The 14,154-nt window shown below is 69.6% G+C and carries 13 protein-coding genes and 1 pseudogene; 8 read left to right on the top strand and 6 right to left on the bottom strand.

Features of this window, described 5'->3' with window-relative positions; translation table 11 throughout:
• Positions 1 to 33 precede the first annotated feature (33 nt).
• Positions 34 to 534, bottom strand: coding sequence for a hypothetical protein (locus QMK30_RS29800; RefSeq protein WP_283521430.1), 501 nt, complete (start codon positions 532 to 534; stop codon positions 34 to 36).
• Between the two features lie 61 nt (positions 535 to 595).
• Here QMK30_RS29800 and QMK30_RS29795 point away from each other — a divergent pair, with 61 nt between their 5' ends.
• Positions 596 to 931, top strand: coding sequence for a YnfA family protein (locus tag QMK30_RS29795; protein ID WP_283521429.1), 336 nt, complete (start codon positions 596 to 598; stop codon positions 929 to 931).
• A gap of 10 nt (positions 932 to 941) precedes the next feature.
• Positions 942 to 1,697 carry an SDR family NAD(P)-dependent oxidoreductase gene (locus tag QMK30_RS29790; protein ID WP_283521428.1) on the top strand — a complete coding sequence of 252 codons (756 nt, stop codon included), beginning with the start codon at positions 942 to 944 and terminating at the stop codon, positions 1,695 to 1,697.
• Between the two features lie 122 nt (positions 1,698 to 1,819).
• On the opposite strand, the gene QMK30_RS29785 is transcribed toward QMK30_RS29790, so the two are convergent.
• Entirely contained in the window at positions 1,820 to 3,013 is a 1,194-nt protein-coding gene (locus QMK30_RS29785) for an RtcB family protein (protein WP_283521427.1), read from the bottom strand.
• Between the two features lie 161 nt (positions 3,014 to 3,174).
• Here QMK30_RS29785 and QMK30_RS29780 point away from each other — a divergent pair, with 161 nt between their 5' ends.
• The 3 genes from QMK30_RS29780 to QMK30_RS29770 all read left to right on the top strand — a co-directional run bounded on the left by QMK30_RS29780 (position 3,175) and on the right by QMK30_RS29770 (position 6,547).
• Positions 3,175 to 4,026 carry a DUF3558 domain-containing protein gene (locus QMK30_RS29780; protein ID WP_283521426.1) on the top strand — a complete coding sequence of 284 codons (852 nt, stop codon included), beginning with the start codon at positions 3,175 to 3,177 and terminating at the stop codon, positions 4,024 to 4,026.
• Positions 4,027 to 4,197: 171 nt separating this feature from the next.
• The gene (locus QMK30_RS29775) at positions 4,198 to 4,914 is read left to right on the top strand and encodes a DUF3558 family protein (protein ID WP_283521470.1); all 717 of its coding nucleotides are present in this window, start codon (positions 4,198 to 4,200) and stop codon (positions 4,912 to 4,914) included.
• Positions 4,915 to 5,077: 163 nt separating this feature from the next.
• On the top strand, positions 5,078 to 6,547 hold the full coding sequence (locus QMK30_RS29770; protein WP_283521425.1) for a DUF2637 domain-containing protein: 1,470 nt from the start codon (positions 5,078 to 5,080) through the stop codon (positions 6,545 to 6,547).
• Between the two features lie 201 nt (positions 6,548 to 6,748).
• Here QMK30_RS29770 and QMK30_RS29765 read toward each other — a convergent pair whose 3' ends face one another.
• Together QMK30_RS29765 and lysS are read right to left on the bottom strand one after the other, a co-directional pair.
• Positions 6,749 to 6,970, bottom strand: coding sequence for a hypothetical protein (locus QMK30_RS29765; RefSeq protein WP_283521424.1), 222 nt, complete (start codon positions 6,968 to 6,970; stop codon positions 6,749 to 6,751).
• A gap of 346 nt (positions 6,971 to 7,316) precedes the next feature.
• The gene (lysS, locus tag QMK30_RS29760) at positions 7,317 to 9,080 is read right to left on the bottom strand and encodes a lysine--tRNA ligase (RefSeq protein WP_283521423.1); all 1,764 of its coding nucleotides are present in this window, start codon (positions 9,078 to 9,080) and stop codon (positions 7,317 to 7,319) included.
• Between the two features lie 216 nt (positions 9,081 to 9,296).
• On the opposite strand from lysS, the gene argS reads away from it, so the two are divergent.
• Positions 9,297 to 11,069 carry an arginine--tRNA ligase gene (gene argS / locus QMK30_RS29755; protein ID WP_283521422.1) on the top strand — a complete coding sequence of 591 codons (1,773 nt, stop codon included), beginning with the start codon at positions 9,297 to 9,299 and terminating at the stop codon, positions 11,067 to 11,069.
• 82 nt (positions 11,070 to 11,151) lie between these two features.
• Here the strand turns inward: argS and QMK30_RS29750 are convergent, their stop codons facing one another.
• Positions 11,152 to 11,421 (bottom strand): DUF1876 domain-containing protein, encoded by a 270-nt coding sequence (locus QMK30_RS29750; protein WP_283521421.1) that lies wholly within the window; start codon positions 11,419 to 11,421, stop codon positions 11,152 to 11,154.
• A 178-nt stretch (positions 11,422 to 11,599) separates the two neighbouring features.
• On the opposite strand from QMK30_RS29750, the pseudogene QMK30_RS29745 reads away from it, so the two are divergent.
• A pseudogene (locus QMK30_RS29745) lies at positions 11,600 to 11,794 on the top strand (NAD(P)-binding domain-containing protein); the annotation flags it as partial.
• A gap of 179 nt (positions 11,795 to 11,973) precedes the next feature.
• Positions 11,974 to 12,879: a chitinase gene (locus QMK30_RS29740; protein WP_283521420.1), complete on the top strand. Its 906-nt coding sequence runs from the start codon at positions 11,974 to 11,976 to the stop codon at positions 12,877 to 12,879.
• Positions 12,880 to 12,948: 69 nt separating this feature from the next.
• Here QMK30_RS29740 and hemB read toward each other — a convergent pair whose 3' ends face one another.
• Positions 12,949 to 13,941 carry a porphobilinogen synthase gene (hemB, locus tag QMK30_RS29735; RefSeq protein WP_283521419.1) on the bottom strand — a complete coding sequence of 331 codons (993 nt, stop codon included), beginning with the start codon at positions 13,939 to 13,941 and terminating at the stop codon, positions 12,949 to 12,951.
• Between the last annotated feature and the right edge of the window lie 213 nt (positions 13,942 to 14,154).

Below are 14,154 nucleotides of genomic sequence, written 5' to 3'. Positions count from 1 at the left end.
ACATAGCCGGGGAGCCTCGGCAGCGGCGGCCGGTCAGAAAAAGTAACGATCCCCCGTGGCCGGGGCCAGCACCCGGTGTTCGTTGTTCTGCGGGTTCCGGTCGGACGCACCCCCGTTCCACGCCGTGTCGATCCGCGCCGTCACCTCGACAGTGCGCACCGGCACCCGGAGCGCAAGGTCGAGCCCCCGCCCCGCCCCGCCGCCCGCGCGCAGCATCCCCGCCCCACACAGCACCTCGTCGGGCCCGGTCCGCAGGCAGCCCGAGGGCAGAGCCTGCGCCCCGGCCAGAGGCACCGAGAACCTCAGCCGTACGGTCGCGTCCGCCACCCCCGAGGGCCCGTGGTTCGCCACCACCAGCCACACCCCGAGCCGCCCCTCACGCACCGTCACATGCCCGTGATACGCCACATCTGCCTCCGGGGCGATCCCCCCGCCCCCCGCACGAGCCCCCGCCCCCGAACTCACGCCCGCCACACCCACCACGGCCATGACCGCCCCGGCCACCGCCACCATCGCCCTGCGCATCGACACCATGTCCCGAACATACCGATTCATCCCGCCGGGCCCGCCCGTCTCCCCATGACACGCTGGGCGCATGCTCTTCGCGCGCTCCGCCGCCCTCTTCGTCCTGGCCGCGCTCTTCGAGATCGGCGGCGCCTGGCTCGTCTGGCAGGGCGTGCGCGAGCACAAGGGCTGGATCTGGATCGGCGCCGGGATCATCGCCCTGGGGGCGTACGGCTTCGTCGCCACGCTCCAGCCGGATGGCGAATTCGGCCGCGTCCTCGCCGCGTACGGCGGCGTTTTCGTCGCGGGCTCCCTCGCCTGGGGCATGGTCGCCGACGGCTACCGCCCCGACCGCTGGGACGTGACCGGCGCCCTGGTCTGTCTCGCCGGAATGGCCCTCATCATGTACGCACCACGGGCTCGCTAACCTGTTCCCCATGCCTACGCCCATCGCCATCATCACCGGAGCGAGCAGCGGAATCGGTGCCGCGACCGCTCGCCGACTGGCCGCCGCCGGTTACCGAGTCGTCCTCACCGCCCGCCGCAAGGACCGCATCGAGGCCCTGGAGGCGGAGCTCACCGCCGCGGGCCACCAGGCGACGGCGTACCCCCTGGACGTCACCGACCGCGCGGCCGTCGACGAGTTCGCCACCGTCTTCCGCAACCTCGCGGTCCTCGTCAACAACGCGGGCGGCGCGCTCGGCGCGGACCCGGTCGCCACCAGCGACCCCGACGACTGGCGCCAGATGTACGAGACCAACGTCATCGGCACCCTCAACCTCACCCAGGCCCTGCTTCCCGCCCTCACCGCGAGCGGCGACGGAACGGTCGTCGTGCTGTCCTCCACCGCGGGCCACGGCACGTACGAGAACGGCGGCGGCTACGTGGCCGCCAAGCACGGCGCCCACGTCCTCGCCGAGACCCTGCGCCTGGAGATCGTCGGCACTCCGGTCCGGGTCATCGAGGTCGCCCCCGGCATGGTGAAGACGGAGGAGTTCGCGACGACCCGCTTCCGCGGCGACACCGACAAGGCCGCGAAGGTCTACGCGGGCGTGGCCGAACCCCTCAGCGCCGACGACGTGGCGGAGACGATCACCTGGGCGGTCACCCGCCCGCCGCACGTCAACATCGACCTCCTGGTGGTCCGCCCCCGAGCCCAGGCCTCCAACACCAAGGTGCACAGGGAGCTGTAGGCCGACCCACGGCCCACTCCACGGCCACTCCACCGCTCCCACCACCGCACGCGCCGACTCCGGACATGCGAAAACCCCCGGCACAACCACCACCGGGGGCCCGCACACTCCACGCCGGGTCGTCAGCCCTTGACGCAAATGACCTGCTTCAGCTTCGCGACGACCTCGACCAGGTCGCGCTGCTGGTCGATGACCTTCTCGATCGACTTGTACGCACCCGGAATCTCGTCCACGACGCCGGAGTCCTTACGGCACTCCACACCCTGGGTCTGATCGGCCAGGTCCTTCGTCGAGAAGCGCTTCTTCGCGGCGGTACGGCTCATCTTCCGACCGGCGCCGTGGGAGGCCGAGTTGAACGACTTCTCGTTCCCCAGCCCCTTCACGATGTACGAACCCGTGCCCATCGAGCCCGGGATGATCCCGAACTCACCGGAGCCGGCCCGGATCGCGCCCTTACGGGTGACCAGCAGGTCCATGCCGTCGTAACGCTCTTCGCTGACGTAGTTGTGATGGCAGCTGATCACCGGCTCGAAGGCCACCTTGACCTTCTTGAACTCCTTGCGGACCACGTCCTGGAAGAGCCCCATCATGATCGACCGGTTGTACTTCGCGTACTCCTGCGCCCAGAACAGATCGTTCCGGTACGCCGCCATCTGCGGGGTGTCCGAGATGAAGACGGCGAGGTCCCGGTCGACCAGCCCCTGGTTGTGCGGCAGCTTCTGGGCCTGGCCGATATGGAAGTCGGCCAGCTCCTTGCCGATGTTCCTGGACCCGGAGTGCAGCATCAGCCAGACCGAATTTGTCTCATCGAGACAGAATTCGATGAAATGGTTGCCGGATCCAAGCGTTCCTATCTGCTTGGTCGCCCGCTCCTGACGGAATTTGACCGCTTCGGCGATGCCATCGAACCGCTTCCAGAAGTCGTCCCACCCGGCCGTCGGGAACCCGTGCAGCCGACCCGGGTCGACCGGGGAGTCGTGCATCCCGCGCCCCACCGGAATCGCCTGCTCGATCTTGGAGCGGAGGCGGGACAGGTCGCCCGGCAGATCGTTCGCCGTCAGCGAGGTCTTCACCGCCGACATTCCGCAGCCGATGTCCACACCGACCGCGGCCGGACACACCGCCCCGTGCATGGCGATCACCGAACCGACTGTCGCCCCCTTGCCGTAGTGGACGTCCGGCATTACTGCGAGACCCTTGATCCAGGGCAGCGTGGAGACGTTCTGGAGCTGCTGCATCGCGCCGCCCTCAACTGTCGCCGGGTCCGCCCACATCCTGATCGGGACCTTCGCACCCGGCACCTCTACATACGACATAACTCCTCGATCTCCCCGTAAGTGCGAAAACGCAAAACTGACGCAAATCTCAATGAAAGAGACAGTGGACCGGCATCTTGGCCGGTGCGTGCGATAGACATTGTGTCCACCGGCCGCCATCGGGCGGCAACCGTATTTCTCATCGAAGGGAGCCTGGGACCGTGCAGCGAAAGGTGTTCGTACCCGGCGTCGCGCTCCTCGCGGCGCTCGCCGCCGGCTGCACCGGCGGCTCCGGTACCGAGGACTCCACCACGGACTCCAAGGCGGGTGACCCCGCCACGTCCACCGCACCGGACGGCAAGTACCGCACGCTTCGCGAGCCCTGCGGCTCCGTCGACCGCGGCATGTTGCGCGACCTGCTGCCCGGCGCCACCAGCCTGCCGCCCGAGCAGCAGGAGAAGGCGTACGCGGGCACGGCCGACGTGACCTATGACACCGACCGTCGGGTCGGCTGCCGCTGGAAGGCCGGCTCGCCGGAGGCCACGCACCAACTGGTCGTCGACTTCGAGCGGGTCGTCTCGTACGACACCACCGTCAGCGACGACGACCGCGCCGATGAGGTGTACGCGAAGCAGGTGACCGCCGCCCAGCTGCCGTCCCCCTCGGCTTCGCCCGAGGACGAGGAGACGGAGGGTGAGGACACGGAGCGCGCGGGCGACGAGACGGACGGCACGAGCCCGTCCCCCGGCGCGGACGCCTCGCCGTCGGCCTCCTCCAAGCCCTCCGGCACACCCGACAGCGACCCCCGTGCCCCCTCGCAGACCCCCGAGGGGCTCCAGCCGCGCACGCTCGACGGTCTCGGCGACGCCGCCTTCCTGGACGACGCACTCGCCGGGTCCGACTCGACGGCGCGGCGCCGCACGGTCAGCGTGGTATTCCGCACATCGAACGTGATCGTGACCGTCCGGTACAGCGCGCAGCCGGCCCTGATGACCACGGTCCCCGACAGCAAGGAACTGCAGGAGAAGGCCCGGGCCGTGGCCCGCAGGCTCGCCGAGCAGTTCACCGAATAGGGCCGTACGCGCCGGGCCGCACGGACCGGGCAGCGCCCTGCGCGCAGCCCGGCGCGGTTCGTCTCCGGCGTACCGTGGCCGCAGGAATCAGTCCCGAGAGCGCCAGTCCCACGAGCCTCAGACCCGAGAGCGCCAGTCCCCATGAGCCTCAGACCCGTGAGCGAAGGAACCATGCACCGATCAGCCCCGCGACTCACCCGCATTCTCACCTGCGCCGCCGTACCGGTGATGCTCGTCGTCGCCGGCTGCTCGTCGGACTCCGGCGGCGGGAAGGAAGCGTCGCCGTCCGCCAGTGCCTCCTCCAAGGCGCCGGCCAAGCCGACGGTCCAGCCCGCGGCGTTCGACACGCTGCCGAAGCCGTGCGACGCGCTCACGCCGAAGACGACCGCGTCCCTCGTGCCGGAGGCGAAGGACAAGTCCGGTACCTCCGACCGGTCGAACGACGTCTCGGCGCGCGGCGGTTGCTCCTGGAACGGGCTGGACAGCGAGGGTGTGAAGGGGTCCCAGTACCGCTGGCTCTCCGTGTCGTTCATGCGCTACGACTCCGACCAGGCCCGCGGCCCCGGCGACAAGCTCGCCGGGGAGTACTACGCGAAGCAGGTCGAGGCCGCGAAGGCGACCGACGGCGCGAAGAAGGTCAAGGCGGAGCCCGCCACCGGCATCGGCGGCCAGGCCACCACGGTCACGTACGACCTGCGGAAGACCGACGCGGACTTCGGATACGCAACGATCGTGACGCGGACCGAAAACGTCGTCGCCACCGTCGTCTACAACGGGGCGGGCTATCAGGGTGCCAAGTCCCCCGACCCCGCCGACCTGGTGAAGGACGCTCAGAAGGCGACCAAGGAGGCCGTGGCTTCGGTCACTGCCGCCAACAAGAAGAGCTGAGCCCGCGCCGAGCGGCAAGTAGTACGTTGTAGCCGTTTCCGGCGCTTTGCGGAGCCCGGTCCTCCTCTTGGGGACCGGGCTTCCGCTGTACCCGCGCAACGCGACCCGCACACATGTGCCAGGCTGACCCCCGCCAAGTTGGACGTACGGGAGGGGATCGCGGGTGGCCGCGATGCAGCTGACACGCACGCACCGCATTTTGATCGGGGTCGTCGTCACCGGAGCGGTGCTCATCGCCGCGATCGGTTTCGCGGGCTCCTACGCCGCGGTCCGCGAGCTCGCGGAGGAGAAGGGGTTCGGGGACTTTTCCCTGGTCTTCCCGATCGGCATCGACGCGGGTATCTGCGTCCTGCTGGCGCTGGACCTGTTGCTGACGTGGATGCGGATCCCGTTTCCACTGCTGCGCCAGACGGCGTGGCTGCTGACCATCGCCACGATCGCCTTCAACGGCGCGGCGTCCTGGCCGGACCCGCTGGGTGTCGGCATGCACGCCGTGATCCCGGTGCTGTTCGTGGTCTCGGTGGAGGCGGCGCGGCACGCGGTCGGCCGGATCGCCGACATCACGGCCGACAAGCACATGGACGGTGTACGGCTGACGCGCTGGCTGCTGTCGCCGCTGCCGACGTTCAAGCTGTGGCGGCGCATGAAGCTGTGGGAGCTGCGTTCGTACGAGCAGGTCATCAAGCTGGAGCAGGACCGCCTGATCTACCAGGCGCGGCTGCAGGCCCGCTTCGGCCGCGCGTGGCGGCGCAAGGCGCCGGTGGAGTCGCTGATGCCGCTGCGGCTCGCGCGGTACGGCGTGCCGCTGTCGGAGACCGGGCCCGCGGGTCTGGCGGCGGCGGGCATAGAGCCGGCGCTGCTGCCGCCGGTGGCGCAGCAGGAGCCTCAGCAGGCCCAGCAGCAGGTGCAGCAACAGGAGCAGGTGCAGGTGCAGCAACAGCCACAGCAGGAGCAGCCTCAGCTGGCGGCGGCCCAGGTGCAGGAGACCCCGGCGCTCCCGGCGCAGGCTTCGCCGCAGCCCCAGCCGCAGCCCCAGCCGCTCCCTCAGGAGCACCAGCAGTCTCAGCAGTCCCAAGAACCCCAACAGTCCCAGCCGCAGCCTCTCCCGCAGCCCCAGGGCCGCCCCCAGGGCCCGCAGGCAGCCCCGGCGGAAGAGACCCGGCAGGACGCCCAGCAGGACGGCGCCCCGGCCGTGCACGCGAGCCCCAGCCCCTGGTTCGCGGCGCCGCAGGTTCCGCAGGAGGCGTACGAGGGCGCGTACGACCCGGCGTATGTCGAGCCGGCGTACGCCGAGGAGCCCGAGACCGCCCCCGTGATGGTCCCCTCGGGCCCCGGCCGCACCCGCCCGCTCGGCGGCATCCCCGGCCCGCGCAACGAGCAGGCCCCGGCGGACTACCAGGAGGCTCAGCGGCACGCGGAGGAGGTGGAGGAGGAGTACTCGGCGGAGGAGACGTACTACAACGCGTTCCGCAAGTATGTCAGCGAGAACAGCACCTTCCCGACGGCCCGTCAGCTCGGCTCGTACCTCCATGACCTGTACTCCCAGGCCCCGGTGCCCGGCGAACTGGCCGAGTACAACCGGCGGTTCGAGATCCGCTACCAGCAGGAGCTCGACGCGGAGCACATCGCGTAGAGGGTGTCCGGCCGGTCATGAGGGTCGCGGGGAAGCCCGTGGACGCGCGGCACAGTGGGTGCCGTGATCACGCGGATATCCGGGGCGCGGGAGAGGGGGCGGCGACCCCGGCACTCGACAGCGGGGCACCCTGACCGGCGGCGCGATCCTGCCAACCGGCCTCATGGTGATGCTGACGGGCGGGCTCGCGGGTCGTGGCCGTCAGGGCAGCGGCACGCCCTGGGCGACCCGCTTCCTGCGCCCGCCCTCGCCCCACGCCGCGAGGGCGGCCCCGGCGATGGCGAGGGCGGCGTAGCCCGCGGTCGGGATCTCCCACCACTGTTGCAACAGGCCCCAGGGGTTGTCGCCGAAGGTCCTGCCGAGTACACCGAGTGCGCCCTGGATGCCGACGACCCAGCCGATGATTGCGACGGTTTCTTTCATACGTCCACGATCACCCGGGTCCCGCGCCGAGACGTCCTGCGCAAGGTCGAACCCGGAGTACGTCGAAGGATGCAGCCACGCGGAGGCCGTCACACTCGCGGCCGGGTCCTGCGGAGCTTTCTCCCCACCCCGCCCCTTCCCGCAACTGGGGCGAGCCCCCAGACCCCCGGGACGCCCCACGCGCGCGTCCTCGAGCGCCGGACAGGCTGGAAGGTGCCGCTGGCGGCAACCTTCCAGCCTGTCCGGCGTTCGAGGACCGGGGTCCGGGGCGGAGCCCCCCACGCGGCGCCGGCAGCAAAATGACACAGCGGGAAGGGGCGGGAAGGGGAACAAGCCCCGCGCGGCGCTACGCCCCCAGCAGCTTCCTGACCCGCTCCGCCCCCACCGCGAGCAGCAGCGTCGGCAGCCGCGGCCCGGTGTCCCGCCCGACCAGCAGCTGGTACAGCAGCGCGAAGAACGACCGCTGCGACACCTTCAGCTCCGGCGTCGGCTTCGCGTCCGGCGCCAGCCCCGCCATCACCTTCGGCACGCCGTAGACCAGCGTCGTCAGCCCGTCCAGCGACCAGTGCGAGTCGAGGCCGTCCACCAGCCGCCGCAGCGACTCGCGCCCGGCGTCGTCCAGCGCGCCCAGGGTCTCCGTGTCCGGCTCGCCGCGCACGATCGTGCGCTGCTCGGCCGGGACCTGGGTGCTGATCCAGTTCTCGGCGCGGTCGAGCCGGGGCCTGACCTCGTCCAGGGACGAGATCGGGTTCTCCGGGTCCAGCTCGCTGAGGATGCGCAGTGTCTGGACCTCGGCCCCGGCCGTGATGTCGGCCACCGAGGCGAGCGTGCGGTACGGCAACGGCCGCGGCGTGCGCGGCAGTTCACCGGCGGCCGTGCCGATCGCCCGCGAGTGCGCCGCCGCGTCGGCCGGCAGCACCGTGCCCTCGGCGACCTTCTTCTCCAGCGAGTCCCACTCGTCGTAGAGCCGCTGGATCTCCTGGTCGAAGGCGATCTTGAAGGACTGGTTGGGCCGGCGCCGCGCGTACAGCCAGCGCAGCAGCGGCGCCTCCATGATCTGCAGGGCGTCGACGGCCGTCGGCACCCCGCCCTTCGAGGACGACATCTTCGCCATCCCGCTGATCCCGACGAAGGCGTACATCGGCCCGATCGGCTGCACACCGTCGAAGATCTCGCGCACGATCTGCCCGCCGACGACGAAGGACGACCCGGGCGAGGAGTGGTCGACGCCACTCGGCTCGAAGATCACGCCTTCGTACGCCCAGCGCATCGGCCAGTCGACCTTCCAGACCAGCTTGCCGCCGTTGAACTCGCTCAGCGGCACGGTCTCCGCGTGCCCGCAGACACAGGTGTACGAGAGTTCGGTGCTCTCCTCGTCGTACGCCGCGACCGTGGTCGTGTCCCTGCCGCAGACCGTGCAGTACGGCTTGTACGGGAAGTACCCCGCGCCGCCGCCACTGCCGTCGTCCTCGTCGGCCGCGCCGGACCCTTCGGCGGCCTCAAGCTCGGCCTCGTCGACCGGCTTCTGCCCCTGCTTCTTGCCGCCGCCGGGCTTGATCTTCGTCCGGTAGCGGTCGAGTACGGCGTCGATGTCGGCCCGGTGCTTCATCGCGTGCAGGATCTGCTCGCGGTAGACCCCGGTGGTGTACTGCTCCGTCTGGCTGATGCCGTCGTACTCGACACCGAGCTCGGCGAGCGCCTCGGTCATGGCCGCCTTGAAGTGCTCGGCCCAGTTCGGGTACGCGGAGCCGGCCGGTGCGGGCACCGCGGTCAGCGGCCTGCCGATGTGCTCGGCCCACGACTCGTCGACGCCCGGGACGCCCGCCGGTACCTTCCGGTACCGGTCGTAGTCGTCCCAGGAGATCAGGTGCCTGACCTCGTACCCGCGCCGCCGGAGCTCGTCGGCGACCAGGTGGGGGGTCATGACCTCGCGCAGGTTGCCCAGATGGATCGGACCCGAGGGCGAGAGTCCGGACGCGACGACGACCGTCGGCGCGGCAGCGCCTGAGTGTTTCGCCCCAGGGGCACGTCGCTCCGACTCGGCGATGACATCGTCCGCGAAGCGGGAGACCCAGTCGGTCTCTGTGCTGCTCTGAGCCACGATCGGCACGTCCTTCTTTCTCGTCGGCTTGCGTGAGCCATTCTCCCAGACGGTACGGCCTCGCCCGAGGTTGCCTTGAGAGCGGTCGGCACATGGGGGGCGGCGTCACGGGGTCTGGCGCGCACCCCCCATGTGCCGGCCGCTCTTATACGAGAAGACCCGCCCTCACCCCACATGAAATACTCGGTCGCACACTCCACTTTTCTTCGACAGGAACGGCAGCTCATGGCTTCGGTCCAATCCCTCGCTTCGACCGTCAATCAGCGCGTCGCGGACGCCCTCTCGGCAGCCCTGCCGGAGGCCGGCGCCGCCGACCCGCTGCTGCGACGAAGCGACCGGGCCGACTTCCAGGCGAACGGGATCCTGGCCCTCGCCAAGAAGGCCAAGGCCAACCCGCGCGAGCTGGCGACGAAGGTCGTCGAGTCCCTCCCCACCGGCGATGTCATCGCGGACATCGAGGTCTCGGGCCCCGGCTTCCTGAACATCACGATCACCGACAGAGCGATCGTCGAGACCCTCGCGGCCCGCGCCGCCGACGACCGTCTCGGCGTGCCGCTCGCCGCTGCCCCCGGCACCACGGTCGTCGACTACGCCCAGCCGAACGTGGCCAAGGAGATGCACGTCGGCCACCTGCGCTCCGCCGTGATCGGCGCCGCGATGGTCGAGATCCTGGAGTTCACCGGTGAGACGGTGATCCGGCGCCACCACATCGGCGACTGGGGCACCCAGTACGGAATGCTCATCCAGTACTTGATCGAGCACCCGCACGAGCTCGACCACAAGGACGGCCAGGAGGTCTCCGGCGAGGAGGCCATGTCGTCCCTGAACCGCATCTACAAGGCGTCACGCGTGGTCTTCGACTCCGACGAGGCGTTCAAGGAGCGGGCCAGGGACCGGGTGGTGGCCCTCCAGTCCGGAGACCCCGAGACGCGCGCCCACTGGCAGCGCTTCGTCGACGAGTCGAAGATCTACTTCTACTCGGTCTTCAACAAGCTCGACATGGACATCCGGGACGCCGACATCGTCGGCGAGTCCGGCTACAACGACATGCTCGAAGAGACCTGCCGTCTCCTGGAGGAGTCCGGCGTCGCGGTCCGCTCCGAGGGCGCGCTCTGCGTCTTCTTCGACGACGTGAAGGGCCCGGACGGCAACCCGACCCCGCTCATCGTCAAGAAGACGAACGGCGGTTACGGGTACGCGGCGACCGACCTCTCCGCGATCCGCAAGCGCGTGAGCGACCTCAAGGCGACCACGCTGCTGTACGTCGTGGACGTCCGCCAGTCCCTTCACTTCAGGATGGTCTTCGAGACGGCCCGCAGGGCGGGCTGGCTGACCGACGACATCAAGGCCCACCAGCTGGGCTTCGGCACGGTCCTGGGCAAGGACGGCAAGCCGTTCAAGACCCGTGAGGGCGAGACCGTACGCCTCGTCGACCTCTTGGACGAGGCAGTCGACCGCGCCACGACGGTCGTCCGTGAGAAGAACAACGAGAAGATCGCCCTCACCGAGGAAGAGATCGTCGTGAACGGTGCCCAGATCGGCATCGGCGCGGTGAAGTACGCCGACCTGTCGACGTCCGCCGCCCGGGACTACAAGTTCGACCTGGACCAGATGGTCTCCCTCAACGGCGACACGTCCGTCTACCTCCAGTACGCCTACGCCCGTATCCAGTCGATCCTGCGGTTGCGGGGCGAGGCCCGGCCCGCCGCTCACCCCGAGCTCGAACTGGCCCCGGCGGAGCGGGCGTTGGGTCTGCATCTGGACCAGTTCGGCGAGAACCTGGCCGAGGTGGCGTCGTCGTACGAGCCGCACAAGCTCGCGGCGTACCTCTACCAACTGGCGTCGCTCTTCACGACGTTCTACGACCAGTGCCCGGTCCTGAAGCCCGAGGTCCCCGCCGAGGTGGCCCAGAACCGCCTCTTCCTCTGCGACCTGACCGCCCGCACCCTGCACCAGGGCATGACCCTGCTCGGCATCCGCACCCCCGAGCGCCTCTGACCGCAGGCAGCAGGCAGCGCACGCACGACCCTCCGCCGGTTCGGACCGGTGGGGGGTCGTCCGCGTTCGCGCGTTCACGCGTTCACATCAGCGCGTGCGACGTCCGGCCCGAGTCCTCATCGATCTCCGCGTGGGCCTTCTGCAGCAGCAGCGAGGCGATCTCCATGAGCGCTCGCGCGCCCGCGACCTCCTCGCCGACCCGCAACTGTTCCGAATCGGTCGGGTGACGTCGGGCGATGCCGTGACCACGTATTTCCGTGCCGTCGCCGAGCCTCACCATGGCGGCCGCCCTGGTCCGGTCGCCTTCCTCGCTGAACTCCATTTCGACGTGCCAGCCGACGAGTGTCTGCATGGCGGATCACCTCCAGCGGTACCTCTCCCAGGGTGCGCCGACCGGGCGCTGATCACCAGCGGGGCGCAGACCACACTTACCTTTTGGTAAGTACACACTTCTCAGTCGGTACGTGCCGAAAAGGAAGTGCCGGGCCAGGATCAAAGGGACCCCGAAAACACCTTCCAAGGAGCCCTACATGCCCGATTCCGCCGCCACCGCCACCGCCACCGCCACCGCCACCGCCGCCCCCGCTTCCGTCATCGGCCTCGGCATGATGGGCACCGCGCTCGCCGCCGCGTTCCTCACGGCCGGTCACCCCAGCACCGTCTGGAACCGCTCGGCGGCCAGGACCGGCCCCCTGGTCGCCCAGGGCGCTCAGCCCGCGGCCACGTCCACCGCGAGACCGGTGGCCGAGGGTCACGGCGCGGACGGTTTCTCGCGGCTGGTCGAGCTGCTCAAGTCCTGATCGTGCACACTGACTTAACTTCACATTGGTCTATACCTTGACTGGATCATGTCAGAGCGCTTGAGTGTGCCCCCCCACCCCCCCCCCCACCGAGGAGTGATCGAGTGCTGAGACACCGAATCATGGCGCTGCTGATCGCGATCCTCGTCGGAAGCGGACTGGGGACAGCCCTCGCCCCCAGCGCCTCCGCCGCCCCCACGGCCGCCGCCGGCGTCTGCGACACCGCCCCCAACTGGCGGGCCGGTGCGTCGTACGTAACTGGCAACGTTGTCAAATACACCGACGGCAAGTTCTACATTGCCGAGCACGACAACCCCGGCTACGACCCCCTGATCAGCACCTGGTTCTGGGAGCCCTACAACTGCGGCGGTGGCGGCGACCCCGCCCCCACCGGCTTCCCCGTCAGCGAGTCGCAGTTCAACCAGATGTTCCCGAGCCGGAACGGCTTCTACACGTACAGCGGGCTGAAGGCCGCGCTGAGCGCGTACCCGGGCTTCGCCAACACCGGCAGCGACACGGTCAAGAAGCGGGAAGCCGCGGCGTTCCTGGCCAACGTCAGCCATGAGACGGGCGGTCTGGTCCACATCGTGGAGCAGAACCAGGCCAACTACCCGCACTACTGCGACCGCAGCCAACCCTACGGGTGCCCGGCCGGCCAGGCGGCGTACTACGGCCGCGGTCCGATCCAGCTCAGCTGGAACTTCAACTACAAGGCCGCGGGCGAAGCACTCGGCATCGACCTGCTGAACAACCCGTGGCTCGTCCAGAACGACGCGGCCGTCGCCTGGAAGACCGGCCTCTGGTACTGGAACACCCAGACCGGCCCCGGCACGATGACCGCGCACAACGCCATGGTCAACCAACGCGGCTTCGGCGAAACGATCCGCAGCATCAACGGCAGCCTGGAATGCAACGGCGGCAACCCCGGCCAGGTTCAGAGCCGTATCAACAACTACCAGCGCTTCGTAGGGATCCTCGGCACGACGGCAGGCTCGAACCTGAGCTGCTGACGCAGCACAGCCCCACAGACAGGGCGGCGGTCCGGGAGAACACACCCCGGCCCGCCGCCCCACCACATTTCAGCGCAGCCCGCGCGCGACCTCCGTCGCCCAGTACGTAAGGATCATGTTCGCGCCTGCCCGCTTGATCCCGGTGAGGCTCTCCAGAATCGCCTTCTCCCGGTCGATCCAGCCCCGCTCGGCCGCCGCCTCGATCATCGCGTACTCACCACTGATCTGGTACGCCGCGACCGGCACGTCCACGGACTCCGCGACCTTGGCCAGGATGTCGAGGTAGGGACCGGCGGGCTTGACCATCACCATGTCGGCGCCCTCGTCCAGGTCCAGCGCCAACTCCCGCAGGGACTCGCGCGCGTTGGCGGGGTCCTGCTGGTAGGTCTTACGGTCGCCGGTCAGCGAGGACCCGACGGCCTCGCGGAAGGGCCCGTAGAAGGCGGACGAGTACTTGGCGGTATAGGCAAGCACCGCCACATCGTCCCTCCCGATACTGTCCAACGCGTCACGAATGACGCCGACTTGGCCGTCCATCATGCCGCTGGGACCCACCACGTGCGCGCCCGCGTCGGCCTGGACCTGCGCCATCTCGGCGTACCGCTCAAGCGTGGCGTCGTTGTCGACGCGCCCCAGCTCGTCGAGCACGCCGCAGTGCCCATGATCGGTGTACTCGTCAAGACACAGGTCGGACATCACCACAAGGTCGTCGCCCACCTCGGCCCGCACCTCACGCAGCGCGACCTGAAGAATCCCGTCCGGATCGGTCCCCGCGGTCCCCGCGGCGTCCTTGTTCTCGTCCGTGGGTACGCCGAAGAGCATGATCCCGGCGACACCCGCCTCGACGGCTTCGACGGCCGCCTTCCGCAGGCTGTCCAGAGTGTGCTGGTGGACGCCGGGCATGGCGGAGATGGCCACGGGCTCGCTGATGCCTTCGCGTACGAACGCGGGAAGGATCAGATCGGCGGGATGCAGCCGAGTCTCGGCGACCATGCGCCGCATGGCAGGAGTGGTCCGCAGCCGCCGGGGCCGGGCTCCGGGAAAGGATCCGTACACAGTCATACGGCCAACGCTACGCCGCCCCGGGCCACGCTCTTGCCGACACCGTGCCGGACCGCACCCGGTCCGCTTCGACCCGCCCGGCCTGAGGACCGGGGCAGGGCGCAGTGGCAACCGGGAGGGGGTGCGCGCAGTGGCACAACCGCGATTCGACCGAGACGGTGACGTCGAGGTGCCCAGCGCCCTGGTCCCGGTGCACTGCGACACCAGGCATGA

The organism is Streptomyces sp. H27-C3 (assembly GCF_030063415.1).
GTDB lineage: Bacteria > Actinomycetota > Actinomycetes > Streptomycetales > Streptomycetaceae > Streptomyces.
This window is presented reverse-complemented; position numbering and strand designations above follow the sequence as displayed.

What these genes read in the sequence shown, in the direction of transcription:
- QMK30_RS29800 (WP_283521430.1), bottom strand. Translation starts at nt 534, where the DNA reads ATGGTGTCGATGCGCAGGGCGATGGTGGCGGTGGCCGGGGCGGTCATG.
- hemB (WP_283521419.1), bottom strand. Translation starts at nt 13,941, where the DNA reads ATGACTGTGTACGGATCCTTTCCCGGAGCCCGGCCCCGGCGGCTGCGG.
- QMK30_RS29785 (WP_283521427.1), bottom strand. Translation starts at nt 3,013, where the DNA reads ATGTCGTATGTAGAGGTGCCGGGTGCGAAGGTCCCGATCAGGATGTGG.
- QMK30_RS29795 (WP_283521429.1), top strand. Translation starts at nt 596, where the DNA reads ATGCTCTTCGCGCGCTCCGCCGCCCTCTTCGTCCTGGCCGCGCTCTTC.
- argS (WP_283521422.1), top strand. Translation starts at nt 9,297, where the DNA reads ATGGCTTCGGTCCAATCCCTCGCTTCGACCGTCAATCAGCGCGTCGCG.
- QMK30_RS29775 (WP_283521470.1), top strand. Translation starts at nt 4,198, where the DNA reads ATGCACCGATCAGCCCCGCGACTCACCCGCATTCTCACCTGCGCCGCC.
- QMK30_RS29765 (WP_283521424.1), bottom strand. Translation starts at nt 6,970, where the DNA reads ATGAAAGAAACCGTCGCAATCATCGGCTGGGTCGTCGGCATCCAGGGC.
- QMK30_RS29790 (WP_283521428.1), top strand. Translation starts at nt 942, where the DNA reads ATGCCTACGCCCATCGCCATCATCACCGGAGCGAGCAGCGGAATCGGT.
- QMK30_RS29750 (WP_283521421.1), bottom strand. Translation starts at nt 11,421, where the DNA reads ATGCAGACACTCGTCGGCTGGCACGTCGAAATGGAGTTCAGCGAGGAA.